Source organism: Geobacillus jurassicus NBRC 107829, assembly GCF_001544315.1.
In the GTDB taxonomy this organism is placed as follows: Bacteria; Bacillota; Bacilli; order Bacillales; family Anoxybacillaceae; genus Geobacillus; species Geobacillus jurassicus.
In genome coordinates this window covers 42,037-66,208 of the sequence record NZ_BCQG01000015.1, presented here as the reverse complement: position 1 = coordinate 66,208, position 24,172 = coordinate 42,037, and the positions used below count along the sequence as shown (strand labels likewise).

The following is a 24,172-nucleotide window of genomic DNA, read 5'->3' as shown; positions in this document are numbered from 1 at the left end:
CTGGTTGATGAACCATCTTGTGTTTTTCAACATCGATTCGTTATAATAAAAGCAAGTGACTTTGAGCGGGTTAGCATCGAAATTGGGAGGACGCAGCCTTGAAGTCGAAAATAAAGCCGGTAGAGAAAATACGCATTTTTGCCCTTGGGGGAGTCGGAGAAATCGGCAAAAACATGTATGTCGTCGAATTGGACGAGGATATTTTCGTCATCGACGCTGGGGTGATGTTTCCGGAAGACGAAATGCTCGGCATTGACAAAGTGATCCCGGACATCACGTATTTAACGGAACGGCAGCATCGCATTCAGGCCATTTTTCTCACTCACGGGCACGAGGAGCATATGGGGGCGATCGCCTACGTGCTCAAGCAGCTGTCGGTGCCGGTATACGGAACGAAGTTGACGCTCGGGTTGGCGGAGGCGCTGTTAAAAGAACAAGGGGTGTCGGGCGCGAAGCTCAATGAAATTGACCCGGACGCGGAACTCGTGTTTGACAAAGCGAAAGTGGCGTTTTTCCGCACGATCCACAGCATCCCTGATTCCGTCGGCATCAGTCTGCATACATCGCAAGGAGCGATCGTGTACACGAGCGATTTTAAATTTGACCAGACGCCGTACGGCAACAACCGCACCGACTTGGGAAAAATGGCGCAAATCGGCGAAGAGGGGGTGCTGTGTTTGCTGTCGGACAGCACAAACGCCGAACGCCCCGGGTACAGCGGTTCCGATACGGCTGTCGCCTACGAGATCGCCGACGTGATCGGCCATGCGAAAGGACGAGTGTTCGTTGCCTGCTACGCTTCCAACATCACCCGCATCCAGCAGGTGCTGTACGCCGCCCATCAATACGGGCGCAAAGTGGCGGTGATTGGGAAAACGCTGCATAAAGTGATGGACATCGCCGTGCGCCTTGGTTACTTGCACCTTCCAGACAAGGTGACGATTTCTGCGCATGATATTGACCGCTACAGCGATCGCGAGCTCGTCATTTTGACAACCGGCGGGCACGGCGAGCCGATGAGCGCGCTTTGGCGCATGGCGCGTCAAGCGAACAAACAAGTGAACATCAAAGAAGGGGACACCGTCATCGTCGCTGCCTCCGTCATGCCGGGGTATGAGCTCGGGTTCGCGAAAACGATCGACGCCTTGTACCGGGCCGGCGCCAATGTCATTTACCGCGACCGGCAAGTGCACGTATCTGGGCACGGCTGTCAAGAAGAGCTAAAGTTGATGCTCAATTTAATGAAACCAAAATACTTTATTCCGGTGCATGGGGAATATCGAATGCAAAAAGCGCACGCCCGGTTGGCGAAAGCGGTCGGCATCACGGAGGATCGAATGTTTCTGATCGACAAAGGTGAAGTGATCGAGTTTCGCGGCGGCGTCGCCCGCCCGGGAGGCAAAGTGCCGTACGGCAACATTCTAATCGACGGCCTCGGCATCGGCGATGTCGGCAACATTGTGCTGCGCGACCGTCGCTTATTGTCCCAGGATGGCATTTTGATCGCCGTCGTCACGCTGAACAGGGCGACAAAAACGATTGCCGCGGGGCCGGAAATCATATCGCGCGGGTTTGTCTACATGCGCGAAGCTGAGACGCTGCTTGAGGAAGCGGAAAACATGGTGGCGGCGATCATCGAGCGCTGCCTTGAATCGTACATGCTCGAATGGTCGTCGTTGAAAGCGAACATTCGTGAAGCGTTAAGCCAGTTTTTATTTGAAAAAACGAAGCGCAGACCGATGATTTTGCCTATTATTATGGAAGTATAATGCAATCATGCTCAAAGTCCACGGGGAAATGCTGGAAACGGTCATCCGTTGCCAGCATTTTTCTTTTTTCTTTCGGCCATACTAACGATATGACCGACAAGAAAGGAGACGAAGTGGATGGAGAAGGAGCGTTATTTCCAAGCGGAAACCGAAGGAGAGCAAGCGGAAACAAAAGCAGGAGAGACGACTGCGGCCATCACTCAGCTTGGGCAGACAAACGTCCCGCAAATGGAGCCGGATGCGAACATTCATTGCTTGACGATCGTCGGCCAAATTGAAGGCCACATTCAGCTGCCGCCGCAAAATAAGGCAACGAAATACGAGCATGTTATTCCGCAAATCGTCGCCATCGAGCAAAACCCGAAAATCGAAGGGCTGCTCGTCATTTTAAACACAGTCGGCGGCGATGTGGAAGCAGGGCTCGCCATTGCCGAAATGCTCGCCTCGCTCTCGAAACCGACCGTTTCCGTCGTGCTCGGCGGAGGCCATTCGATCGGCGTGCCGATCGCTGTGTCGTGCAACTATTCATTCATTACCGAGACCGCGACGATGACGATTCATCCGATCCGTTTGACGGGGCTTGTCATCGGCGTGCCGCAGACGTTTGAGTACTTGGATAAAATGCAAGAGCGCGTCGTCCGCTTCGTGACGAAACATTCGAAGATCAGCGAGGAAAAGTTTAAAGAGCTCATGTTTTCCAAAGGCAATTTGACGCGCGACATCGGCACGAACGTCGTTGGTCCCGACGCCGTCCGGTACGGGCTCATCGATGAAGTCGGCGGCGTGTCCCAAGCGATGGCGAAGCTGCGGGAGCTGATTGAGATGAGGAAAAACGGGGAAGGGAAGATGATCCAATGATTTTATATACGATCATGCCTGAACATTTGATTTTTCCGGTTGATGCCGCCGCTTACGAGAAGCAGAAAATGGTGTATTACGATGGCATTCCGTTTCTTGTCCAAGCTGTGGAAACAGGCGAGTATGAAATTGTGCAAAACTTAAGCACAAATCCGCACCATTTTTTAAACGCCAAATATGCGCCGGGGGCGCGGTTTCCGGCTTCGGCGGCAACATCGTAATGAATTGTCCGGCCATTCATGATATAATAGTAGACAAACGGAAAAAAGCAGCCATCGTTGGCTGCTTTTTTCCGGCTTTCCAATTCATTCATGCTGGAGTGAACGATCATGGCGAAACGAAAGCGAAGAAAAAAAGGGAAGCCGCCAAAAAGGCAGCCATGGACGGAAACGATCCGTTTTGAATTGATCGGCCTTGGCTTGCTCGCGGTTGCCGTTGTCGCGATGGCCCGCCTCGGGCTTGTCGGGGAGACGTTCGTGCTTGTGGGCCGCTTTTTTTTCGGCGAATGGTACATGCTATTAGTAGGCGGACTTTTCATATTATCGCTCCTTCTCATGTGGCGGCGGGAGTGGCCTTCATGGACGGGCCGCCCGTTTGTCGGCGCTTCGGCCATCGTCGCCGCGCTTTTGCTTTTAAGCCATGACAAACTGTTTGAGCTTATATCGCGGCGCGGCGAGCTGGACCCGAGCGTCATCCGGACGACGTGGAGGCTGTTTTGGAACGAAGCGAGCGGCAAGGCGGCCGAGGTGGATTTAGGGGGCGGAATGGTCGGCGCGCTGTTGTTTGCCGCCAGCTATCAACTGTTCGATTCCCCCGGGACGAAGTGGATTTGCTTTCTTCTGTTCGTCGTTGGCTTTGTCGTGCTGACTGGGAAATCGCTGCGCGAAACGGTCGGCAAATGGGTCGCCATGGCCGCAGCGTTTGTGCGCCAAGAATGGCTGGCATTTGTCGAAGATATAAAGCAATGGCGGGCCGGGAGGAAGCGCAGGACCAACCGCGGCCGAAACCGGCGCGCGCGGCGGGCGGCCGCCCGGCCGGATGATGAGCCGGCTGAAGCAAGAGACGCCGAACCGGATGAGGAACTGCTTTCCCCGCCGCCGATCATTTCTGATTTTGCCGCCGTCCGGTCGGCCGCTGAGCCGGAAGATGAGAAAGAGCTGCACGTGGAAGAAGGCAGCGGCGGGGAGGAGGACAAACCGGCGCGGCCGTTGGCGTTTTCCGAGCATGAAAACACAAATTACGACCTGCCGCCGCTCGATCTGCTTCGCCTGCCGAAGCCAGCTGGGCAATTGGCCGATCATGCCAACATTTACGCCAATGCGCGCAAACTGGAGAAAACGTTCCAAAGCTTCGGCGTCAAGGCGAAAGTGACGCAAGTGCACCTCGGTCCGGCGGTGACGAAATATGAAGTGTATCCAGACGTTGGGGTGAAAGTAAGCAAAATCGTCAGTTTGAGCGACGATTTGGCGCTCGCCTTGGCGGCGAAAGACATCCGCATTGAAGCGCCGATCCCTGGCAAGTCCGCGATCGGCATTGAAGTGCCGAATGAAGAAATCGCCACCGTTTCGCTGCGCGAAGTGCTGGAAGCCATCGAGCATACACGGGATAAGGCGAAGCTGTTGATTCCACTTGGGCGCGACATCTCCGGCGAAGTCGTCGCCGCGGAATTGAACAAAATGCCGCATTTGTTGATCGCCGGTGCAACCGGCAGCGGCAAAAGCGTCTGCATCAACGGCATCATCGTCAGCCTGCTCATGCGCACGAAACCGCATGAAGTGAAGCTGATGATGATCGACCCGAAAATGGTGGAGTTAAGTGTGTACAACGGAGTTCCCCATTTGTTGACGCCGGTCGTCACCGACGCGAAAAAAGCGGCTCAGGCGCTGAAAAAAGTCGTCCAAGAAATGGAGCGGCGCTACGAGCTGTTTTCGCATACCGGCACGCGCAATATTGAAGGATATAACGAATATATTCGCCAGCATAACGAAACGGCGCCGGAACAGCAGCCGCTTTTGCCGTACATCGTCGTGATCATCGACGAATTGGCTGACTTGATGATGGTCGCCTCGTCGGATGTCGAAGAAGCGATCACCCGTTTGGCGCAAATGGCGCGCGCCGCTGGCATCCACTTGATCATCGCCACCCAGCGCCCGTCGGTGGATGTGATCACTGGCGTCATCAAAGCGAACATTCCGTCGCGCATCGCCTTCAGTGTATCATCGCAAATCGATTCGCGCACCATTTTGGATATGGGCGGAGCGGAAAAATTGCTCGGCCGCGGCGATATGCTGTTTTTGCCGATGGGAGCCTCAAAACCGGTGCGCGTCCAAGGGGCGTTTGTCTCCGACCAAGAGGTGGAAGAAGTCGTACGGTTTGTCGCCGGCCAGCAGCAGGCGCAATACTATGAGGAGATGCTCGTCGAAGACAGCGAATCCTCTTCCTCAGCCCTTGAAGACGATTTGTATGATGAGGCGGTCCGTCTTGTCGTTGAAATGCAAAGCGCCTCTGTCTCGATGCTGCAGCGCCGCTTCCGCATCGGTTACAATCGCGCCGCTCGGCTCATTGACGCCATGGAGGAGCGCGGCGTCGTCGGCCCTTATGAAGGAAGCAAGCCGCGCGCCGTTCTTTGGTCGAAGGAAGATTTAAAAAAGACATCATAATTGGGAAAAAGGGCGGGCGAAAAAAGCCTGCCCGCTCAATCATACATCTTATTGGAAGCGTTGCCAATCCTATTTCTTTTTCTTCGACAAAATTTGATATCACCTATTTATTTGCCCAGTAAAAAATGATATAGTAATCTCAAAAAGGTTATATGTCTAATGTCAGAGGTCTGATCTCAACGGAAATGCGTAACACGGAGGACGTTGTCATGTCAATCAAATCAGACAGCCGCCACCTTTACTTGCAAGTGATTGATCGCATCAAGCGTGATATTGAAGCAGGAGTGTACAAAGAAAAGCAAAAACTGCCGTCCGAGTTTGAGCTTGCCAAACAGCTTGGCGTCAGCCGGGCGACATTGAGGGAAGCGTTGCGGGTGCTTGAAGAAGAAAACATTATCATCCGCCGCCACGGCGTCGGAACGTTTGTCAACGCCCGTCCGCTGTTTACGTCCGGCATCGAGCAGCTCTCAAGCGTCACGGATATGATTCGTCAAGCGGGGCGCAAGCCAGGAACGATTTTTTTGTCTTCCTCAATCCAACAGCCGACGGAAGACGATATGCGCCGCTTCCAATGTCGGCCGGACGAGAATTTGTTGCTCATCGAGCGGGTGCGCACCGCCGATGGGGAGCCGGTCGTTTATTGCTTGGATAAAATTTTGTGCAAATATTTGCCAAATGGCATCTCCTATGAACATGAGTCGCTGTTTGAAAACTTGCACAACCAAACGCATCGCGATATCGCCTATGCGGTCGCGCGCATCGAGCCGCTCGGTTATCATGAAAAAGTGTCGCCGATTTTGCAATGCGACCCAGAAACGGCGCTGCTTGTGCTCAAGCAAATGCATTTCGATAAAAACGATGAGCCGATTTTTTATTCCGTCAACTACTTCCGCTCCGACAAGTTCAGCTTCCATGTCATGCGGAAGCGGTTCAGCTTTTAAGGGGGTGAAAATGGGTACATAGAAAGAGAGCGGAAGCTTTATACTAATTAAGGAACAAATTTTCAAGCTAGGGGGTAATGAATGTGAAAAAGCGAATCGGGTTGGTGTTGTCCGTCCTGTTTGCCGCCGGCACGCTGCTTAGCGCCTGCGGACAAGCCGGCAACAATGCGGGAGGCGGCAATCAGAAAGATACGTTCAGCGTCGCCATGGTCACCGACGTCGGCGGCATTGACGACAAATCGTTCAACCAGTCGGCTTGGGAAGGGCTGCAAAAGTTCGGCAAAGACAACGGGCTTGAAAAAGGCCGCGGCGGCTACGACTACTTGCAGTCATCGAGCGACGCTGACTATGCCACGAACTTAAACAAGCTTGTGCGCAGCGACTTTGATTTGATTTTCGGCATCGGGTATTTGATGGGCGATGCGGTGAAAGAAGTCGCCAAGCAAAACCCGAAAAAACATTTCGCCATCGTCGATACCGTTGTTGATGAGCCAAATGTCGCCAGCATCACGTTCAAGGAGCATGAAGGCTCGTTCCTTGTCGGCGTTGTCGCCGGGCTAATGACGAAAACGAATAAAATCGGCTTTGTCGGCGGGATGGAAATTCCGTTGATCGAAAAATTCGAAAGTGGATTCCGCGCCGGCGTGAAAGCGGTCAATCCGAAGGCGACCGTGGAAGTGCAATACGCTGGGGCGTTCGACCAAGCGGATAAAGGGAAAGCGATCGCCTCGAGCATGTACGCTTCCGGCATCGATATCATCTACCATGCAGCTGGAGCGACTGGGAACGGCGTCTTCTCGGAAGCGAAAGATTTGAAGAAAAAAGATCCAAACCGCGAAATTTGGGTCATTGGCGTTGACAAAGACCAAGCGCCGGAAGGAGAAGTGAAAGTCGGCGGCAAAACGTACAACGTGACGCTGACATCGATGGTGAAACGCGTCGACGTCGCTGTCTATGACACGGCGAAACGGGCGAAAGAGGGCGACTTCCCAGGCGGCAAAACGATTGAGTACGGCTTGCCGGAAAACGGGGTCGGCATTGCCCCGACGCAAGACAACATTCCGGAGAACGTGTTAAAAACGGTCGACGAATGGAAGCAAAAAATTATCAACGGCGAAATCAAAGTGCCGACGAACCGGAAAGAGTACGAGCAGTTTGCTGCGACAATCAAATAAAGAACAAAGGCGAAGAAGGCTAGTGCGCGCCGCTAGCCTTCTTCAAAATCATGAAATGAAGGGCGGCCCGGTTTGCTGCCGCCTCTCATTTTGTGATTTTGACCTTGCCGCAGTAAGGAGTGAATCGCTTGGAATACGTGATTGAAATGCTCAATATCCGCAAAGTGTTTGGCACGTTTGTCGCCAACGACAACATTACGCTGCAAGTGAAAAAGGGGGAGATTCACGCCCTTCTTGGTGAAAACGGGGCTGGCAAATCGACGCTCATGAACGTGCTGTTCGGCTTATATCAGCCAGATGGCGGCGAAATCCGCGTCAAAGGGAAGCCGGTGCGCATCACCGACCCGAACGTCGCCAATGATCTTGGCATCGGTATGGTGCATCAGCACTTTATGCTCGTCGATACGTTCACGGTGACGGAAAACATCATTTTAGGCAGCGAGCCGACGCGAGCGGGAATGATCGATATGAAGCAGGCCGAGCAGGAAGTGCGCGAGCTGTCGGAACGGTACGGGCTGGCGGTCGACCCGGCGGCGAAGATCGCCGACATTTCCGTCGGCATGCAGCAGCGCGTCGAGATTTTAAAGACCTTATACCGCGGCGCCGATATTTTAATTTTTGACGAGCCGACAGCGGTCTTGACGCCGCAGGAAATTCGCGAGCTCATGCAAATTATGCGCACGCTCGTCCGCGAAGGAAAATCCATCATTTTAATTACGCACAAGCTCAAAGAAATTATGGAAGTGTGCGACCGCGTCACCGTCATCCGCCGCGGCAAAGGAATTGCGACGCTCAATGTGGCGGAGACGAATCCAAACGAACTGGCGGCGCTCATGGTCGGCCGCGAGGTGCAGTTTACGACCGCTAAGAAACCGGCTGAGCCGGGCAAACCCGTGTTGGAAATTCAAAATTTAGTCGTCAAGGACGCGCGCGGGGTCAAAGCGGTCAACGGTTTGAACTTGACGGTGCACGCCGGCGAGATCGTCGGCATTGCTGGAGTCGACGGCAACGGCCAGACCGAGCTCATTGAAGCCATAACCGGCTTGATCAAAGCTGAATCAGGGACAATCCGCCTCAACGGCCGAGACATTACGAATTTGCCGCCGCGCAAAATCATCGAAGCCGGCGTCGGCCATATTCCGCAAGATCGGCATAAGCACGGGCTTGTCCTTGACTTTCCGATCGGCGAAAACATGGTGCTGCAAACGTACTATCAGCCGCCGTACTCGAAACGGGGTCTGTTGAATTTTCAAGCCATTTACGAAAAAGCGCGCCGGCTCATCCGCGAGTTTGACGTGCGCACACCGGATGAGTATACGAAAGCGCGGGCGTTATCGGGCGGCAACCAGCAAAAAGCGATCATCGGACGCGAAGTCGATCGCGACCCGGATTTGTTGATCGCCGCCCAGCCGACGAGGGGGCTTGACGTCGGGGCGATTGAGTTTATTCACAAGCGGCTCATCGAACAGCGCGACCGTGGAAAAGCGGTGCTGCTCGTCTCGTTTGAGCTTGACGAAGTGATGAACGTCAGCGACCGGATCGCCGTCATTTATGAAGGAAAAATCGTCGCCATCGTCGATCCGAAAGAAACGACGGAGCAGGAGCTCGGGCTGTTGATGGCCGGAAGCAAACGGAAGGAAGCAGGTGTGTCGTGATGAAGTCGAATCGTCTCCAGCAATTTTTGATTCCATTGTTGGCCGTTCTTCTTGGCATGCTCGTCGGTTCGATCGTGATGCTTGCAAGCGGCTACAACCCGATCGCCGGCTTTGGCGCTCTCGTGTACGGAGCGTTTGGCGATCCGTACTATATCGGAGAAACGATCCGCCAGACGACGCCGTATATTTTAACCGGTCTGGCGGTGGCGTTTGCCTTTCGCACCGGCTTGTTTAACATCGGGGTCGAGGGGCAGTTGATCGTCGGTTGGCTGGCGGCCGTCTGGGTCGGAGTGTCCTTTGATTTGCCGAAGATCATTCATTTGCCGCTTGCCATTTTGGCTGCTGCGCTCGCCGGAGCGCTATGGGGCTTGATCCCGGGTGTGCTAAAGGCGTATTTGAAAGTGCATGAAGTCATTATTACGATCATGATGAACTATATCGCTTTGCATGTGACGAACGCCATCATCCGTTCGGTTTTGTCCGATGAAGGATTTAAATCAAAGCCGGTTAAGGAAAGTGCATCGCTTCATTCCGACTTTTTAGATGCCATCACGTACCATTCGACGATGCACTACGGCATTTTGATCGCCATTGCCGCCGCATTTGTCATGTGGTTTTTGCTTGAACGAACGACGAAAGGGTTTGAGCTGCGGGCGGTTGGGTTCAATCAGCATGCGTCGCAGTACGCTGGCATGAACGTGCGCACTAACATCATTTTAGCGATGGTCATCTCCGGTGCTTTTGCCGGCGTCGCTGGCGCGATGGAAGGGCTTGGCACATTCGGAAACATTTCGACGAAGGCCGGCTTCACCGGCCTTGGGTTTGACGGCATCGCCGTTGCTTTGATCGGGGGCAACAACGCGTTTGGCATTTTGCTCTCCGCCTTGTTGTTTGGCGCACTGAAAGTCGGGGCGCTGGAAATGCCGTCAAGCGCCGGCGTGCCGACCGAACTTGTCGATATTATTATCGCGCTCATTATTTTCTTTGTTGCATCCAGCTACATGATCCGCTGGCTGTTATCTCGTTGGCAAAAGGGGGCGGAGTAAGTGAGCGTGTATGACGTATTGCAAACGATTGTCCCGACAACGATTTTCTTCGCGGCTCCCCTCATTTTCACCGCCCTTGGCGGCGTGTTTAGCGAACGATCCGGCGTCGTCAATATCGGGCTCGAAGGGTTGATGACCATCGGTGCGTTTGTCGGCGTTGTCTTTAATTTAACGTTTGCCGATCGGTTTGGCGAACTGACGCCGTGGCTTGCTTTATTGGCCGCCATGGCGGTCGGAGCCGTGTTTTCGTTGCTGCACGCCGTCGCTTCGGTTACGTTTCGCGCCGACCAGGTCGTGAGCGGGGTGGCGATCAACTTTTTGGCCCTCGGTTTGTCGTTGTTTTTAGTGAAAAAAATGTACGGCAAAGGGCAAACGGACCAAATTCAAGTCGGGTTTGACAAAATTGATGTGCCAGTGCTAAGCGACATACCGGTCATTGGCCCGCTGTTGTTTTCCAATGCGTACGTGCCGTCGTATATTGCTATTGTGTTGGCGTTTGTGTCATGGTACGTCATTTACAAAACACCGTTTGGCTTGCGGTTGCGCGCGGTCGGGGAACATCCGATGGCGGCGGATACGATGGGGATTAACGTCGCCAAAATGCGCTACATCGCTGTCATGATCAGCGGGGCGCTCGGCGGGTTGGGCGGCGCGGTGTACGCGACGATCATCTCGCGCGACTTCAGCCATGCGACGATCTCCGGGCACGGGTTTATGGCGCTTGCGGCGATGATTTTCGGCAAATGGCATCCGATCGGCGCGATGGGGGCGGCGCTCTTTTTCGGGTTGGCGCAAAGCTTAAGCATCGTCGGGCAGACGATTCCGTTTTTGAAAAACGTCCCGACCGTTTACTTGCTCATTGCCCCGTATGCGCTCACGATTTTGGCGCTCGCTGGCTTCATCGGCCGCGCTGAGGCGCCGAAAGCGGCTGGCACGCCATATATCAAAGGGAAACGGTGACGAAAACGGCTGTCCGAGAAAGCGGACGGCCGTTTTTTTGATATGGTGCACCGGATGGATCGATTTGCATTTTTCGCTTGGCAAAAGGTATATTGTTGATAAGGGATCTTACAATAAACTTAGTGCACTCTTGTGAAGAGAAAAAGTAAGGAGGAGTTGGGTTGATCGACGAAAAAGTAACAGCGGTCGGACCGGTTCGCGTCCATACGATTTCGACCGATAAGTACAAAACGAACACGATTGTTTGGAAAATGAAAGCGCGCCTTGCCAAAGAGACGGTCACGTTGCGCGCGCTCTTGCCATACGTCTTGCAAAGCGGCACGGCTGACTACCCGAGCGTCAAGGCGCTGCGCACCTATTTGGATGAACTGTACGGGGCGACGCTGAATGTCGATTTAACGAAAAAAGGCGAACACCATATCATGACGATTCGCATCGATGTCGCCAATGAACGGTTTTTGCCGGAACAAACGCCCCTTTTGGAGAAAGCGCTTCAGCTGCTGGCCGATCTTCTTTTCCGACCGGCACTTGACGGCGGCCGGTTTGTTTCCGATATCGTCGAGCAGGAGAAACGGGCGTTAAGCCAGCGCATCCAAGCGGTGTACGATGACAAAATGCGTTATGCGAACATGCGCCTCGTGCAAGAAATGTGCAAAGGCGAGCCGTACGCCCTCTCGCCAAACGGCGAGCTCGAGGATGTCGACGCCATCACGCCGGAAGGGTTGTACCGCTATTATGAACGGGCGCTGGCCGAAGATGAGTTGGATTTATACGTCATCGGCGACGTTGCAGAAGAGGCGGTGCTCGCCGCGGTGAAGCAGCGTTTCTCCTTGCCGGACCGCACGCAGCCGGCGCGCTCTCCATCTGCTTCCGTTCAAGCGCGCAAGGAAGTGAACGAAGTCATCGAGCGGCAAGATGTGAAACAAGGAAAGCTCAACATCGGTTACCGGACGAACGTAACGTACGAAGATGACGATTATTACGCCTTGCAGCTGTTTAACGGCATTTTCGGCGGCTTTTCTCATTCCAAGCTGTTCATCAACGTCCGTGAGAAGGCAAGCCTTGCCTATTATGCCGCCTCGAGGCTGGAAAGCCATAAGGGGCTTTTGCTGGTCATGTCCGGCATTGAACCGGCCAATTACGAGAAGGCGCGCCGCATCATCGACGAGCAAATGCAGGCGATGAAAAACGGCGATTTCACTGACGAAGAAATGTCGCAGACGAAAGCGGTCATCCGCAACCAGCTGCTTGAGACGCTTGATACGCCGCGCGGGCTTGTGGAGGTGTTGTACCATAACGTCGTCTCGACGCGGAAGCGCCCGCTTAACGAATGGCTTGTCGGCACCGATCAAGTGACGCGCGAGGATGTTGTGCGCGTCGCTGGCAAGATGGAGCTTGATACGGTGTACTTTTTGACCGGAATGGAGGCGACGGAAGATGGAAAAACAGGTGTATGAAACGCTTCAGGAAGAGCTGTTTTACGAAAAAATGGACAACGGGCTGGATGTGTACATTTTGCCGAAAAAAGGATTCAACAAAACGTACGCGACATTTACGACGAACTACGGTTCCGTCGACAATCAGTTCGTCCCGCTCGGCAAAACGGAGATGAAGCGCGTTCCGGACGGCATCGCCCATTTTTTGGAGCATAAGCTGTTTGAAAAAGAAGACGGCGACGTGTTCCAGCAGTTCAGCAAACAAGGCGCCTCGGCGAACGCCTTTACGACGTTCACCCGCACCGCCTATTTGTTCTCAAGCACGGACAATGTGGAGAAAAACTTGGAAACGTTGATCGATTTTGTGCAAAGCCCGTATTTTTCCGACAAGACGGTGGAAAAAGAAAAAGGGATCATCGGCCAGGAAATCCGAATGTACGACGACAACCCGGACTGGCGCGTCTATTTTGGCGCCATCGAAAGCATGTATCACAACCATCCGGTCAAAATCGACATCGCCGGCACGGTCGAATCGATCGCCCAAATTACAAAAGAGCTGCTGTATGAATGCTATGAAACGTTTTACCATCCGAGCAACATGCTTTTGTTTGTCGTCGGCCCGGTCGATGAACAAAAAATCATGCAGCAAATCCGCGACAACCAAGCGAAAAAGTCGTTCCCCGACGCCCCGAAGGTGAAGCGGTTCACGTATGAAGAGCCAAGCGGTGTGGCGGAAAAGAAAAAAGTGATTCCGATGCACGTGCAGACGAACAAATGCTTTGTCGGCATTAAAGCGCCGTCCGTGCCTGACGCCGGCGAGCAAAAACTTCGTCACGAGCTCGCGTTTCATGTGCTGCTTGATTACTTGTTCGGCAAAAGCTCGCCGCATTACGAGCGGCTGTACCGAGAAGGGCTGATCGACGATACGTTCATGTACGACTATACAGAAGAGCGCGAATTCGGCTTTGCCCTTGTCGGCGGCGATACAAGGGACGCCGACCGGCTTGCGTCGGAAGTCCAAACGGTGCTGCTCTCCTTTTCCGCGGATACAGTCAAAAAGGAAGAGTTTGAACGGGTGAAAAAGAAAAAAATCGGCGCCTTTTTGCGCGCTTTGAACTCGCCGGAATACATCGCCAACCAGTTCACGCGCTACGCGTTTTACGGCGCCAGCCTGTTTGACATTTTGCCGGCGCTTTCATCGCTTACAATGGACGACATGGCGGCGGTTGCCTCTTCTTGCTTCCGCGAGTCGAAAATCGCTGTTTGCCAAGTCGTTCCAAAAGGGCAATGAGGCATCCTTCCTGCGAAGGATGCTTTTTTGCGGCAAAGAGGGGGAGGTTTCCATGCGCTACGCTTTGATCACCGGGGCATCCGGAGGCATCGGGCAAAGCATCGCCCGCGCGCTTGCTGAGGCGGGTTACGGGCTGTTTCTTCATTACTACCGGCGGCGGGCGCCGGTTGAATCGTTAAAAGCAGAGCTAGTCGGCACGCACGTTGTGCCGATTGAGGCCGATTTGTCGGCGCCAACGGGGGTAGACGAGCTGCTTTCGCGAATTGACCGCCCGATTGAAGCCATTATTTACAACAGCGGGGCGAGCTATTACGGGTTGTTGACTGACATGAACGATGAACTGATCGAACGGATGGTGCGGCTTCATATGACAAGCCCGGCGTTGCTCATCAAAAGACTGATTCCATCGATGGTGGCGAGAAAGCGCGGCCATATTGTGTTCATTTCCTCGATTTGGGGATTGTGCGGCGCGTCATGCGAGGCGGTGTATTCGATGACAAAGGGCGGGCAGAACGCGTTTGCCAAGGCGCTCGCCAAGGAGCTTGCCCCAAGCGGCATCCGCGTCAATGCTGTTGCGCCGGGGGCGATTGATACGGATATGCTGCGGTCGTTCAGCGCTGAGGAGCTTAAAGCGCTCGCTGACGAAATCCCCGCGGGCCGGCTCGGCACTCCGGATGAGGTGGCGAAAACGGTGGTGTTTTTGCTGTCGGACGCCGCTTCGTACATCACCGGCCAAGTCATTTCCGTCAACGGCGGCTGGTATTGCTGAACGTATATTTTCCGGTCCAGCAGGCAAACTATCCTTGAAACGTTCAACAAGGAGGGATTGACATGTCGGTACTGGATAACTTTGAACAATGGAAAGACTTTTTGGCGGAGCGTTTAGAACAAGCGCAACAGCAAGGATTGACTCAGCAAGTGATCTCGGACGTCGCTTACCAAATCGGGGACTATTTGGCGAAAAACGTCGACCCGAAAAACCCGGAAGAACGGGTGCTCGCTGACCTTTGGAGCGTTGCGGATGAAAAAGAGCAGCACGCCCTTGCCAACATGATGGTCAAGCTTGTCCAACAAAAATAATCACCCGGCAAAAAGAGAGGGGGTTCCCTCTCTTTTTTCTTCCTCCTTTTCGGTTGCTTTTCCATTTGCGATTATAGTAGTATGAACTTAGCATAAGGCGTTCGTGTGGACATCGGCAAGGGAGGAGACGGGATGGGCAAGCAGGAATGGTATTTGGAATATGAAATTCATGTCAACCGCCCGGGGCTCTTAGGCGATGTCGCTTCGTTGCTCGGCATGTTGTCCATTAACATCGTGACGATCAACGGTGTTCGGGATTCGCGCCGCGGCATGCTGCTTTTGTGCGACAATAACGAGCAAATTGAACGGCTGGCGACGATCTTGCGGACGATGGACAACATTACGGTGACGAAACTGCGCCAGCCGAAGCTGCTCGACCGCCTCGCCGTCCGCCATGGCCGCTACATCCAGCGCGATGCTGATGACAAAAAAACGTTCCGCTTTGTCCGCGATGAACTTGGACTGCTTGTCGATTTTATGGCGGAAATTTTTAAAGAAAAAGGACACAAGCTCATCGGCATCCGCGGGATGCCGCGCGTCGGCAAGACGGAGTCGATCGTCGCCGCCAGCGTGTGCGCCAACAAACGATGGCTGTTTGTGTCATCCACCTTGATCAAACAGACGGTGCGCACGCAGCTGATGGAAGATGAGTACAGCGAGGACAACATTTTCATTATCGACGGCATCGTCTCAAGGCGCCGGGGGAATGAGCAGCACTGGCAGCTCATTCGCGAGCTCATGCGCCTTGAGGCGACAAAAGTCGTGGAGCATCCGGACATGTTTGTCCGCCATACGGAGTACACTCTTGATGATTTTGATTACATTATTGAGCTGCGCCATGAACCGGACGAAGATATTTCCTATGAAGCGATTGACCGCCCATCTTTGTTGGGCGGCGACGGGTTTTCTGAATTTGGGTTTTAATTTGAAAAAGTGGAAGGTGTTGGCCGTTGACGGAACTAGGGAAACGTTTGCGGGAAGCGCGGGAAGAAAAAAATATGAGTTTGGACGAGCTGCAAGAGATGACGAAAATTCAAAAACGTTATTTAATTGGCATCGAAGAGGGAAACTACGCCATCATGCCGGGCAACTTTTACGTGCGCGCCTTCATCCGGCAATACGCCGAAGCGGTCGGACTCGACCCGGACGAGCTGTTTGAACAGTATAAACAAGACATTCCGCAGTCTTATCAAGATGACATTCCGCAGACGCTGTCGCGCGTAAAGACGCGCCAGCAATTGTCGGCCGAGGGGGCGAAGTGGCTTGATTGGCTGCCGAAAGTGATTGTCGCGGCGGTCGTCATCGGGGCGGCTGTCCTCGTTTGGGTGTTGCTCCAGCGCGGCGCCGTCAATGAGCCGCCGACAAAGACAAGCCCAAAAACAGCGGAGGTCGAAAAGCCGAAACATTCGCCGCTTGAGCAGGCGGAAAAACAGGAACAGACGAAGGAGCCAAAGAACGGTGCAGGCGGAGAAAACGAGCAGCCAACGCCCGCTGACAAAGAGGAAAAGCCGACTTCACCAGCTATGGCGCTCAATGTGACGGAAAAAAGCGGCAATACGGCGACCATCGAGGTGGAAAATGCCGGTTCTTTTTCCATCGAATTAACGTCCAAAGGGGCGTCATGGGTGGCAGTATACAATACGAAAGGCCATACGTTTTACAGCGGCAACTTGACAAACGGACAGACGAAAACGTTCGATTTGTCGGCGGAAAGCGAAGTATGGGTGAGAATCGGACGCACGCCTGACGTCGACATGAAAGTAAACGGCCAGCCGTTTGCCTATCCGTTTGCCCCACAAGACAAGGTGTTCCAAAAACTGCGGTTCATCCTGAAAAAATGACGGCAAGAGGCGGCTTTTTTGCGGAAAGGAAGCCGCTTCTTTGTCCGAACAGATGTTGACTAGCGGAGGTATTCGTTGTGAACTTGCCGAATAAAATTACAATAGCGCGCATCATGCTCATTCCGTTCTTTTTGATCGTGATGCTCGTCCCGCTCGGATGGGGAAGCGTTCATATCGGTGGGACGGAGCTTCCGGTCGCTCATCTTGTCGGCGCGCTCATTTTCATCGTTGCTTCAACGACCGATTGGATTGACGGCTATTATGCCCGCAAGTACGGGCTCGTGACGAACTTGGGCAAGTTTTTGGATCCGCTTGCCGATAAATTGCTTGTGTCGGCGGCGCTCGTCGTGCTTGTTGAGCTCGGGGCGGCTCCATCCTGGATGGTGATCGTGATCATCAGCCGCGAGTTTGCTGTCACCGGGCTGCGGCTCGTGCTGGCCGGCGAGGGGGAAGTCGTCGCCGCCAACATGCTCGGCAAAATCAAAACATGGACGCAAATTGTCGCCATTTCCGCCTTATTGTTACATAACTTCCCATTCTCGCTCATTCCGTTCCCGTTTGCTGATTTGGCGTTGTGGGTGGCGGTCATTTTCACGATTTGGTCCGGATGGGATTATTTCGCGAAAAATAAACATGCGTTTTCCCATTCGAAATAGCCGGCCGAAAAAGGAGGAGAAGGTTCGTTGAATGCGGAGATCATTGCCGTCGGCTCTGAGCTGCTGCTTGGGCAAATCGCCAATACGAACGCCCAGTTTTTGTCGCAGCAGCTCGCCGCCCTCGGCATTAACGTCTATTTCCATACGGTCGTCGGCGACAACGCCGGCCGCCTCGAACAGGCGGTGAAAACGGCGCAAACGAGAGCGAACCTCATCATTTTCACCGGCGGCCTCGGTCCGACGAAGGATGATTTGACGAAGGAGACGATCTCTCGTTTGCTTGGCCGCCGGCTCGTGATCGACGAGGAAGCTTTGCGGGAGATTGAAGCGTATTTTGTCCGCACGAACCGGCCGATGACGGAAAACAATAAAAAGCAGGCGCTCGTCTTGGAAGGATCGACAGTGCTGAAAAACGAGCACGGCATGGCGCCGGGGATGGCGCTGACCATTGACGGTATTACGTACATGTTGCTGCCCGGGCCGCCGAAAGAAATGCAGCCGATGTTCACAAAATACGGAAGCGCCTTTTTGCGCCGCACGTTTTCGCTTTCCGAGCGCATCGAGTCGCGCGTGCTCCGCTTTTTCGGCATCGGCGAATCGGCGCTCGAGACGGCGATTGCCGATTTGATCGACGCCCAGTCGAACCCGACGATCGCGCCGCTCGCCAATGACAGCGAAGTGACGCTCCGCCTGACGGCGAAGCACCGGGATGAGGAGGAGGCGAAGCGGCTGCTTGATGAGGTGGAAGCGGCCATTTTGGCGCGCGTCGGCCGCTACTGCTACGGATATAATGACGAAACGTTGTTTACGAAAACGCTCGAGCGGTTAAAAGAAAGAGGATGGACGATCGCGTCGGCCGAAAGCTTGACCGGCGGCCTGTTCCTTGAGCAGCTCACCTCCATCCCAGGTGCGTCGCAAGTGGCAAAAGGCGGTGTCATCTGCTACACGAACGGCGTGAAAGAAGAGGTGCTCGGTGTACCGCGGCTGTTGCTTGAGGCGGAAGGGGCGGTGAGCGAGCCGTGCGCTCGCCTGCTTGCTGAAAACGTCCGTACGATGTGCAATGCCGATGTCGGCATCAGCTTCACCGGCGTCGCCGGCCCCGATCCGCTTGAGGGCCACCCGCCCGGCACCGTGTATGTCGGCATCGCCATCCGCGGCCGCGACACGACCGTCCACCGTCTCACGTTATCCGGCACGCGCGATGCCATTCGCGTCCGCACCGCCAAATACGGTTGCTTTTTTCTCCTTGAGATGCTCGCGACCGGCCGTTGACCGGCCGCCCCTTCCTTGAACATCCCTCCACCGCACATCATTTTTCCACCGCATGGCATGGCGATTGTTGCTAGTTTCCCCATTGAAAAAACGAATAAATGTTCGTTTTTTGCTTGGCAACGGCCGCAAAACGCGGTATAGTATAAGTAGTCCTAGAATAAGGAGGAGTAGGTTAGTGAACCAAGATCGTCAGGCTGCATTGGAGCAGGCGTTGAAACAAATTGAACGACAGTTTGGCAAGGGGGCCATCATGAAGCTCGGCGAGCAAGCTGACCGCAAAGTGTCGGTCGTGCCGAGCGGCTCGCTGGCGCTCGACATCGCGTTAGGCGTCGGCGGCTATCCGCGCGGGCGGATTGTGGAAATTTACGGCCCGGAATCGTCCGGGAAAACGACCGTTGCCCTTCACGCGATCGCTGAGGTGCAAAAGCGGGGCGGGCAAGCAGCTTTCATCGATGCAGAGCATGCGCTCGATCCGATTTATGCCCAAAAATTAGGGGTCAATATTGATGAATTGCTGCTTTCCCAGCCTGACACGGGCGAGCAGGCGCTCGAAATCGCCGAAGCGCTCGTGCGAAGCGGCGCGGTCGATATTATCGTCATCGACTCGGTGGCGGCGCTTGTGCCGAAAGCGGAAATTGAAGGGGAGATGGGCGACGCCCATGTCGGCTTGCAAGCCCGGCTCATGTCGCAGGCGCTTCGCAAGCTGTCCGGCGCCATTAACAAATCGAAAACGATCGCCATCTTCATCAACCAAATTCGCGAAAAAGTCGGCGTCATGTTCGGCAATCCGGAGACGACGCCGGGCGGGCGGGCGCTCAAGTTTTACGCTTCCGTCCGCCTAGAGGTGCGCCGCGCTGAGCAAATCAAGCAAGGCAACGATATGGTCGGCAACAAAACGAAAATCAAAGTCGTCAAAAACAAAGTCGCGCCGCCGTTTAAAACGGCTGACGTCGACATTATGTACGGCGAAGGCATTTCCCGCGAAGGGGAAATCATCGATATGGCGTCCGAACTGGACATCGTGCAAAAAAGCGGTTCGTGGTATTCGTACAAAGACGAGCGGCTCGGCCAAGGGCGGGAGAACGCGAAACAATTTTTGAAAGAAAACCCGCACATCGCCGATGAAATCGCCCGCGCCATCCGCCAGCATTACGGCATTGATGTCGAAGAGGGAACGAGCGAACCGCAGCAAGACGAGTTCGGGCTGCTTGAGGAATAACTGCGCAAGGCGTCCTGGCAAGCTGCCGGGGCGCCTTTTTCCATTCGCACGCCTGCGAAGGAGGGCGGTGAGCCCAAAAAGAACGGCGGGCGAAACGGTCTTTTTCCGTTGTCATCCTCTAGGCGCGCCCGCCTGCCGCCAAAGCCGAGGGCTGGGGCGCGCCGGTGTAATATCTTGACAATTCATGTTGCCGCCTTTACAATGAACATGTATATTTGTCCATACGCCCGCCCGCTGCGGCGGACCGCCTTCGTGCGGAGGGCTGCGCGGGCGATTGCCATGCCAAGCGACTGATCATGTATTGAAAACGGAAATGTCCATTTGCGCCGGCTATGGCGGTGCGAAGAGAGAGCGAGAGAAAACCGAACAGCAAGAGGAGGTGAAACGATGGGCTCGATCATCATCTCCGCTTTGCTTGCCTTAGTCGTTGGTGCCGTTGTTGGCTTTTTTGTCCGCAAATCGATTGCCGAAGCGAAAATCGGCGGAGCGAAAGCCGCTGCCGAACAGCTGATTGAGGAGGCGAAACGCGAGGCGGACGCCTTGAAAAAAGAGGCGCTTCTCGAAGCGAAAGACGAGATTCATAAACTGCGCACGGAGGCGGAGCGCGACATCCGCGACCGGAGAAGCGAGCTCCAAAAACAAGAAAACCGCCTGATGCAAAAGGAGGAAAATCTCGACCGCAAAGATGAAGCGCTCAACAAACGCGAGGCGCTGCTTGAGGCGAAGGAAGAAGCGTTGAACGAAAGACAACAGCATATTGAACAAATGGAAAGCAAAGTGGAAGCGCTCGTCAAACAACAACAAGCCGAACTTGAACGCATTTCCGGCCTGACGCGCGACGATGCCCGCCAGCTCATTTTAGAGCGCGTCGAGAAAGAGCTGTCGCATGAGATTGCGATGATGATCAAAGAGGCGGAAACGCGGGCGAAAGAGGAAGCGGACAAGCGGGCGAAGGCGATTTTGTCGCTTGCCATCCAGCGCTGTGCCGCTGACCATGTCGCCGAAACGACCGTTTCCGTCGTCAATTTGCCGAACGACGAAATGAAAGGGCGAATCATCGGGCGCGAAGGGCGGAACATCCGCACGCTCGAGACGTTGACCGGCATCGATTTGATCATCGACGATACGCCGGAGGCGGTCATTTTGTCCGGATTTGACCCGATCCGCCGCGAGACAGCGCGCATCGCGCTCGATAAGCTTGTGCAGGATGGCCGCATCCATCCGGCGCGCATTGAGGAAATGGTCGAAAAGGCGCGCCGCGAAGTGGATGAGCATATCCGCGAAGTCGGCGAACAGACGACGTTTGAAGTCGGTGTTCACGGCTTGCATCCGGATTTGATCAAAATTTTAGGGCGGCTCAAGTTCCGAACGAGCTACGGGCAAAACGTCTTAAAACACTCGGTAGAAGTGGCGTTTTTAGCCGGACTGATGGCGGCCGAGCTCGGGGAGGACGAAATGCTGGCGCGCCGGGCCGGCTTGCTTCATGACATTGGGAAAGCGATCGATCACGAAGTGGAAGGAAGCCATGTGGAAATCGGCGTTGAGCTGGCGACGAAGTATAAAGAACATCCGGTCGTCATCAACAGCATCGCCTCCCACCATGGCGACACTGAACCGACGTCGGTCATCGCCGTGCTTGTCGCGGCAGCCGATGCGCTGTCGGCGGCGCGACCGGGAGCGCGCAGTGAAACGCTGGAAAACTATATCCGTCGTCTAGAGAAGCTTGAAGAAATCGCCGAATCGTACGAAGGCGTAGAAAAATCGTACGCCATTCAAGCCGGGCGTGAAGTGCGCATTATGGTCAAACCGGATATGATCGACGATTTGGAAGCGCACCGGCTGGCGCGTGACATCCGCAAACGGATCGAAGAAGAGCTCGATTACCCGGGCCATATTAAAGTGACGGTCATCCGCGAAACGCGGGCGGTCGAATACGCGAAATAAAGTGGCTATTGCCACTTTCTTTTTTTGTGCGTAAAATAGGAGGGTATAACGATGCGTAGATGGGCGAAAGGCGATATTTTTCGTTTAGAAAGGGATCACGGATGAGAATTTTATTTATCGGCGACGTCGTCGGCTCGCCGGGGCAAAAAATGGTGGAGCACTATTTGCCAAAGCTGAAGGAAAAACACCGGCCGGACGTCGTTGTGATCAACGGCGAAAACGCTGCCGGCGGGAAAGGGATCACTGAACCGATTTACCGGGCGTTTCTCGCTTCGGGCGCTCATGTTGTCACTTTAGGGAATCACGCATGGGATAAGCGCGATATTTTTGAGTTTATCGATCAAGCGAAAGCGCTCATCCGCCCGGCCAATTACCCGCCTGGCACGCCGGGAAAAGGGATCGTCTACGTGCCGACCGAGCACGGCGAGGCGGCGGTCATCAATTTGCAAGGACGAGCGTTTTTGCCGGCCATTGACTGCCCGTTTCAAAAAGCGGATGAATTGATCGCCGACGCTTCGGCGCGCACGCCGGTCATCATCGTCGATTTCCATGCTGAGGCGACGAGCGAAAAACAGGCGATGGGCTGGTACCTAGACGGCCGTGTATCCGCCGTCATCGGGACGCATACGCACGTTCAGACGGCCGATAACCGCATTTTGCCAAAAGGCACGGCGTACATTACCGATGTCGGCATGACTGGGCCGTATGACGGCATTTTAGGCGTCGACCGGGAGGCGGTGTTGCGCAAATTTTTAACCGGGCTGCCGGTTCGTTTCGGCGTCAAGGAAGGAAGAAGCCAGCTGAACGCCGTTTATGTCGATGTAGATGAACAAAGCGGGCGGGCGCTCCGCATAGAACGGTTGATCATTAATGATGACCACCCTTATTTTGAATAGTCCGTTTTTTAAAAATTTTTAAAAACAGGCTCCTCCTATGCAGGAATAGTTGTCGAAACAGTGAATATAGTTACAGTGAGGACCTTTTACCGAAATCATTTTCCAAGGAAACGAGGGAGGAGCTAGAAATGGAAATATTAAAAGTTTCAGCAAAATCGAATCCGAACTCTGTAGCTGGTGCACTTGCCGGGGTGCTGCGCGAGCGCGGCGCGGCGGAAATTCAAGCGATCGGCGCAGGTGCATTGAACCAAGCCGTTAAGGCAGTAGCGATCGCACGAGGGTTTGTGGCACCGAGCGGTATGGACTTGATTTGCATTCCGGCGTTTACGGATATTATCATTGACGGGGAAGAGCGGACAGCAATCAAATTGATTGTCGAACCTCGTTAATTGGATGATCGGCCAATGGTGATATATAACCTGTTGGCGCCTTCGGCTGCGAAGGCAGGCAGGTTATTTTTTGCTTTTTCAAGGGGGAAATGAAATGATCTTCGATGCACATTGCGATGCGTTGATGAAGTTATGGCAGAATCGGTCGCTGTCGTTTCGCGATGGAGCTTCGCTTCACGTCACTCTTTCGGGAATGGTGGAAGCAGGGGTGAAAGTGCAATGCTTTGCCGTCTACATACCGGAAACGGTGTCGGAGGAAGCACGGTTCACTGTGGCGCTCGAGATGGTGGACATCTTCTTTACCCGCATTATCGATGCGTTTCCGTCCGTGAAGTTCGTGCGGACAAAACGGGACATCGCCGCCCTTAAAGAAGGGGAAATCGGGGCGATGTTGACGCTGGAAGGCTGCGACGCCATCGGCGCCAACCTTGTCAAGCTGAAGACGCTCCTTCGCCTCGGCGTCGCTTCGGTTGGCTTGACGTGGAACTTCTCAAACGCCGTTGCCGATGGAGCGTGGGAGAAGCGCGGCGCCGGGTTGACGGCGTTTGGCCGGCAAGTCGTTGAGCTTCTTAATGAAGCAAAACGATGGGTCGACGTGTCCCACTTATCGGAGAAAGCGTTTTGGGATGTCATCGAGATGGCTCGGTTCCCAATCGCTTCCCATTCCAATGTCCATCGTCTATGCCCGCATCCGCGCAACTTAACCGACGAGCAAATCAAAGCGCTGATCGAAAAAGACGGCATGATTGGTGTGAATTTCGTCCCGTACTTTTTGACGACGAACAAAAGCGGGGCGGCGATCGCCGATGTGCTTCGTCATCTCGACCATATATGTGCGCTCGGAGGGGAAACCAACGTCGGGTTCGGCTCCGACTTTGATGGCATAACGGAGACGGTCGCCGGTCTTGGAACGGTGCGGGAATATGCGCGGCTTGTCAACGAGTTGTACAAGCATTACTCCGCCGAGCAGGCGGCCCGTTTTTTATTCGGCAACTTCTACGCCCATTTGCCGGAGTGACGAATATCACTGAGTATCGGCTCTGCGTATCCTAGAATAGAAGACAGGGCATCGGCGGAGCCGCCC

Annotated in this window: 23 protein-coding genes; 22 read left to right on the top strand and 1 reads right to left on the bottom strand. The window is 54.3% G+C overall.

Going from position 1 to position 24,172, the window contains the following annotated elements:
• Positions 1 to 98: 98 nt before the first annotated feature.
• The 18 genes from GJ1_RS05945 (at position 99) to recA (ending at position 19,859) form a co-directional block, all read left to right on the top strand.
• Positions 99 to 1,769: a ribonuclease J gene (locus GJ1_RS05945; protein ID WP_066229787.1), complete on the top strand. Its 1,671-nt coding sequence runs from the start codon at positions 99 to 101 to the stop codon at positions 1,767 to 1,769.
• Positions 1,770 to 1,886: 117 nt separating this feature from the next.
• Positions 1,887 to 2,627, top strand: coding sequence for a ClpP family protease (locus GJ1_RS05940; protein ID WP_066229783.1), 741 nt, complete (start codon positions 1,887 to 1,889; stop codon positions 2,625 to 2,627).
• Positions 2,624 to 2,848: a YlzJ-like family protein gene (locus GJ1_RS05935; RefSeq protein WP_066229780.1), complete on the top strand. Its 225-nt coding sequence runs from the start codon at positions 2,624 to 2,626 to the stop codon at positions 2,846 to 2,848. The genes GJ1_RS05940 and GJ1_RS05935 overlap by 4 nt, the downstream gene beginning before the upstream one ends.
• Positions 2,849 to 2,956: 108 nt before the next feature.
• A complete protein-coding gene (locus GJ1_RS05930) occupies positions 2,957 to 5,287 on the top strand; it encodes an FtsK/SpoIIIE family DNA translocase (protein ID WP_066229777.1) in 2,331 nt (776 codons plus the stop codon).
• Between the two features lie 209 nt (positions 5,288 to 5,496).
• Positions 5,497 to 6,228, top strand: a complete 732-nt coding sequence (locus tag GJ1_RS05925; protein ID WP_066229774.1) for a GntR family transcriptional regulator — start codon at positions 5,497 to 5,499, stop codon at positions 6,226 to 6,228.
• Positions 6,229 to 6,311: 83 nt separating this feature from the next.
• The gene (locus GJ1_RS05920; protein ID WP_066229799.1) at positions 6,312 to 7,403 is read left to right on the top strand and encodes a BMP family lipoprotein; all 1,092 of its coding nucleotides are present in this window, start codon (positions 6,312 to 6,314) and stop codon (positions 7,401 to 7,403) included.
• A gap of 128 nt (positions 7,404 to 7,531) precedes the next feature.
• A complete protein-coding gene (nupO, locus tag GJ1_RS05915) occupies positions 7,532 to 9,058 on the top strand; it encodes an ABC transporter ATP-binding protein (protein ID WP_066229771.1) in 1,527 nt (508 codons plus the stop codon).
• The gene (locus tag GJ1_RS05910; protein ID WP_066229797.1) at positions 9,058 to 10,104 is read left to right on the top strand and encodes an ABC transporter permease; all 1,047 of its coding nucleotides are present in this window, start codon (positions 9,058 to 9,060) and stop codon (positions 10,102 to 10,104) included. Before nupO ends, GJ1_RS05910 begins: the two co-directional genes overlap by 1 nt.
• Positions 10,105 to 11,064, top strand: a complete 960-nt coding sequence (locus GJ1_RS05905; protein WP_066229768.1) for an ABC transporter permease — start codon at positions 10,105 to 10,107, stop codon at positions 11,062 to 11,064. It abuts the gene before it with no gap.
• Positions 11,065 to 11,225: 161 nt separating this feature from the next.
• Positions 11,226 to 12,521 (top strand): EF-P 5-aminopentanol modification-associated protein YfmF, encoded by a 1,296-nt coding sequence (gene yfmF / locus GJ1_RS05900; RefSeq protein ID WP_066229765.1) that lies wholly within the window; start codon positions 11,226 to 11,228, stop codon positions 12,519 to 12,521.
• Positions 12,502 to 13,791: an EF-P 5-aminopentanol modification-associated protein YfmH gene (gene yfmH, locus GJ1_RS05895; protein WP_066229763.1), complete on the top strand. Its 1,290-nt coding sequence runs from the start codon at positions 12,502 to 12,504 to the stop codon at positions 13,789 to 13,791. The genes yfmF and yfmH overlap by 20 nt, the downstream gene beginning before the upstream one ends.
• 52 nt (positions 13,792 to 13,843) lie before the next feature.
• Positions 13,844 to 14,560: an elongation factor P 5-aminopentanone reductase gene (gene ymfI / locus GJ1_RS05890; protein ID WP_066229760.1), complete on the top strand. Its 717-nt coding sequence runs from the start codon at positions 13,844 to 13,846 to the stop codon at positions 14,558 to 14,560.
• A gap of 62 nt (positions 14,561 to 14,622) precedes the next feature.
• Complete coding sequence (locus tag GJ1_RS05885; protein WP_066229757.1) at positions 14,623 to 14,871, top strand: DUF3243 domain-containing protein; 249 nt, start codon at positions 14,623 to 14,625, stop codon at positions 14,869 to 14,871.
• Positions 14,872 to 15,003: 132 nt separating this feature from the next.
• A complete protein-coding gene (locus GJ1_RS05880) occupies positions 15,004 to 15,795 on the top strand; it encodes a DUF3388 domain-containing protein (RefSeq protein ID WP_066229755.1) in 792 nt (263 codons plus the stop codon).
• Between the two features lie 26 nt (positions 15,796 to 15,821).
• Positions 15,822 to 16,712 (top strand): helix-turn-helix domain-containing protein, encoded by an 891-nt coding sequence (locus GJ1_RS05875; protein WP_066229752.1) that lies wholly within the window; start codon positions 15,822 to 15,824, stop codon positions 16,710 to 16,712.
• A gap of 77 nt (positions 16,713 to 16,789) precedes the next feature.
• Positions 16,790 to 17,368 carry a CDP-diacylglycerol--glycerol-3-phosphate 3-phosphatidyltransferase gene (gene pgsA, locus GJ1_RS05870; RefSeq protein ID WP_066229751.1) on the top strand — a complete coding sequence of 193 codons (579 nt, stop codon included), beginning with the start codon at positions 16,790 to 16,792 and terminating at the stop codon, positions 17,366 to 17,368.
• Between the two features lie 27 nt (positions 17,369 to 17,395).
• Positions 17,396 to 18,640: a competence/damage-inducible protein A gene (locus GJ1_RS05865; RefSeq protein ID WP_066229748.1), complete on the top strand. Its 1,245-nt coding sequence runs from the start codon at positions 17,396 to 17,398 to the stop codon at positions 18,638 to 18,640.
• A 175-nt stretch (positions 18,641 to 18,815) separates the two neighbouring features.
• Positions 18,816 to 19,859 carry a recombinase RecA gene (gene recA, locus GJ1_RS05860; RefSeq protein ID WP_066229746.1) on the top strand — a complete coding sequence of 348 codons (1,044 nt, stop codon included), beginning with the start codon at positions 18,816 to 18,818 and terminating at the stop codon, positions 19,857 to 19,859.
• Positions 19,860 to 20,041: 182 nt separating this feature from the next.
• Here the strand turns inward: recA and GJ1_RS18300 are convergent, their stop codons facing one another.
• Positions 20,042 to 20,260: a hypothetical protein gene (locus GJ1_RS18300; protein ID WP_157068361.1), complete on the bottom strand. Its 219-nt coding sequence runs from the start codon at positions 20,258 to 20,260 to the stop codon at positions 20,042 to 20,044.
• On the opposite strand from GJ1_RS18300, the gene rny reads away from it, so the two are divergent.
• The 4 genes from rny (at position 20,247) to GJ1_RS05840 (ending at position 24,106) form a co-directional block, all read left to right on the top strand.
• Entirely contained in the window at positions 20,247 to 21,803 is a 1,557-nt protein-coding gene (gene rny, locus GJ1_RS05855) for a ribonuclease Y (protein WP_066229743.1), read from the top strand. The genes GJ1_RS18300 and rny overlap by 14 nt on opposite strands.
• A gap of 101 nt (positions 21,804 to 21,904) precedes the next feature.
• A complete protein-coding gene (locus GJ1_RS05850; RefSeq protein WP_066229738.1) occupies positions 21,905 to 22,699 on the top strand; it encodes a TIGR00282 family metallophosphoesterase in 795 nt (264 codons plus the stop codon).
• Positions 22,700 to 22,827: 128 nt separating this feature from the next.
• Positions 22,828 to 23,088 (top strand): stage V sporulation protein SpoVS, encoded by a 261-nt coding sequence (gene spoVS, locus GJ1_RS05845; protein ID WP_003251598.1) that lies wholly within the window; start codon positions 22,828 to 22,830, stop codon positions 23,086 to 23,088.
• A gap of 94 nt (positions 23,089 to 23,182) precedes the next feature.
• The gene (locus GJ1_RS05840) at positions 23,183 to 24,106 is read left to right on the top strand and encodes a dipeptidase (RefSeq protein WP_066229736.1); all 924 of its coding nucleotides are present in this window, start codon (positions 23,183 to 23,185) and stop codon (positions 24,104 to 24,106) included.
• Positions 24,107 to 24,172 lie beyond the last annotated feature (66 nt).

What these genes read in the sequence shown, in the direction of transcription:
- ymfI (WP_066229760.1), top strand. Translation starts at nt 13,844, where the DNA reads ATGCGCTACGCTTTGATCACCGGGGCATCCGGAGGCATCGGGCAAAGC.
- rny (WP_066229743.1), top strand. Translation starts at nt 20,247, where the DNA reads ATGGGCTCGATCATCATCTCCGCTTTGCTTGCCTTAGTCGTTGGTGCC.
- GJ1_RS05930 (WP_066229777.1), top strand. Translation starts at nt 2,957, where the DNA reads ATGGCGAAACGAAAGCGAAGAAAAAAAGGGAAGCCGCCAAAAAGGCAG.
- yfmH (WP_066229763.1), top strand. Translation starts at nt 12,502, where the DNA reads ATGGAAAAACAGGTGTATGAAACGCTTCAGGAAGAGCTGTTTTACGAA.
- GJ1_RS05910 (WP_066229797.1), top strand. Translation starts at nt 9,058, where the DNA reads ATGAAGTCGAATCGTCTCCAGCAATTTTTGATTCCATTGTTGGCCGTT.
- GJ1_RS05840 (WP_066229736.1), top strand. Translation starts at nt 23,183, where the DNA reads ATGATCTTCGATGCACATTGCGATGCGTTGATGAAGTTATGGCAGAAT.
- GJ1_RS05885 (WP_066229757.1), top strand. Translation starts at nt 14,623, where the DNA reads ATGTCGGTACTGGATAACTTTGAACAATGGAAAGACTTTTTGGCGGAG.
- spoVS (WP_003251598.1), top strand. Translation starts at nt 22,828, where the DNA reads ATGGAAATATTAAAAGTTTCAGCAAAATCGAATCCGAACTCTGTAGCT.
- GJ1_RS05850 (WP_066229738.1), top strand. Translation starts at nt 21,905, where the DNA reads ATGAGAATTTTATTTATCGGCGACGTCGTCGGCTCGCCGGGGCAAAAA.
- GJ1_RS18300 (WP_157068361.1), bottom strand. Translation starts at nt 20,260, where the DNA reads ATGATCGAGCCCATCGTTTCACCTCCTCTTGCTGTTCGGTTTTCTCTC.
- GJ1_RS05940 (WP_066229783.1), top strand. Translation starts at nt 1,887, where the DNA reads ATGGAGAAGGAGCGTTATTTCCAAGCGGAAACCGAAGGAGAGCAAGCG.
- GJ1_RS05935 (WP_066229780.1), top strand. Translation starts at nt 2,624, where the DNA reads ATGATTTTATATACGATCATGCCTGAACATTTGATTTTTCCGGTTGAT.
- GJ1_RS05925 (WP_066229774.1), top strand. Translation starts at nt 5,497, where the DNA reads ATGTCAATCAAATCAGACAGCCGCCACCTTTACTTGCAAGTGATTGAT.
- GJ1_RS05880 (WP_066229755.1), top strand. Translation starts at nt 15,004, where the DNA reads ATGGGCAAGCAGGAATGGTATTTGGAATATGAAATTCATGTCAACCGC.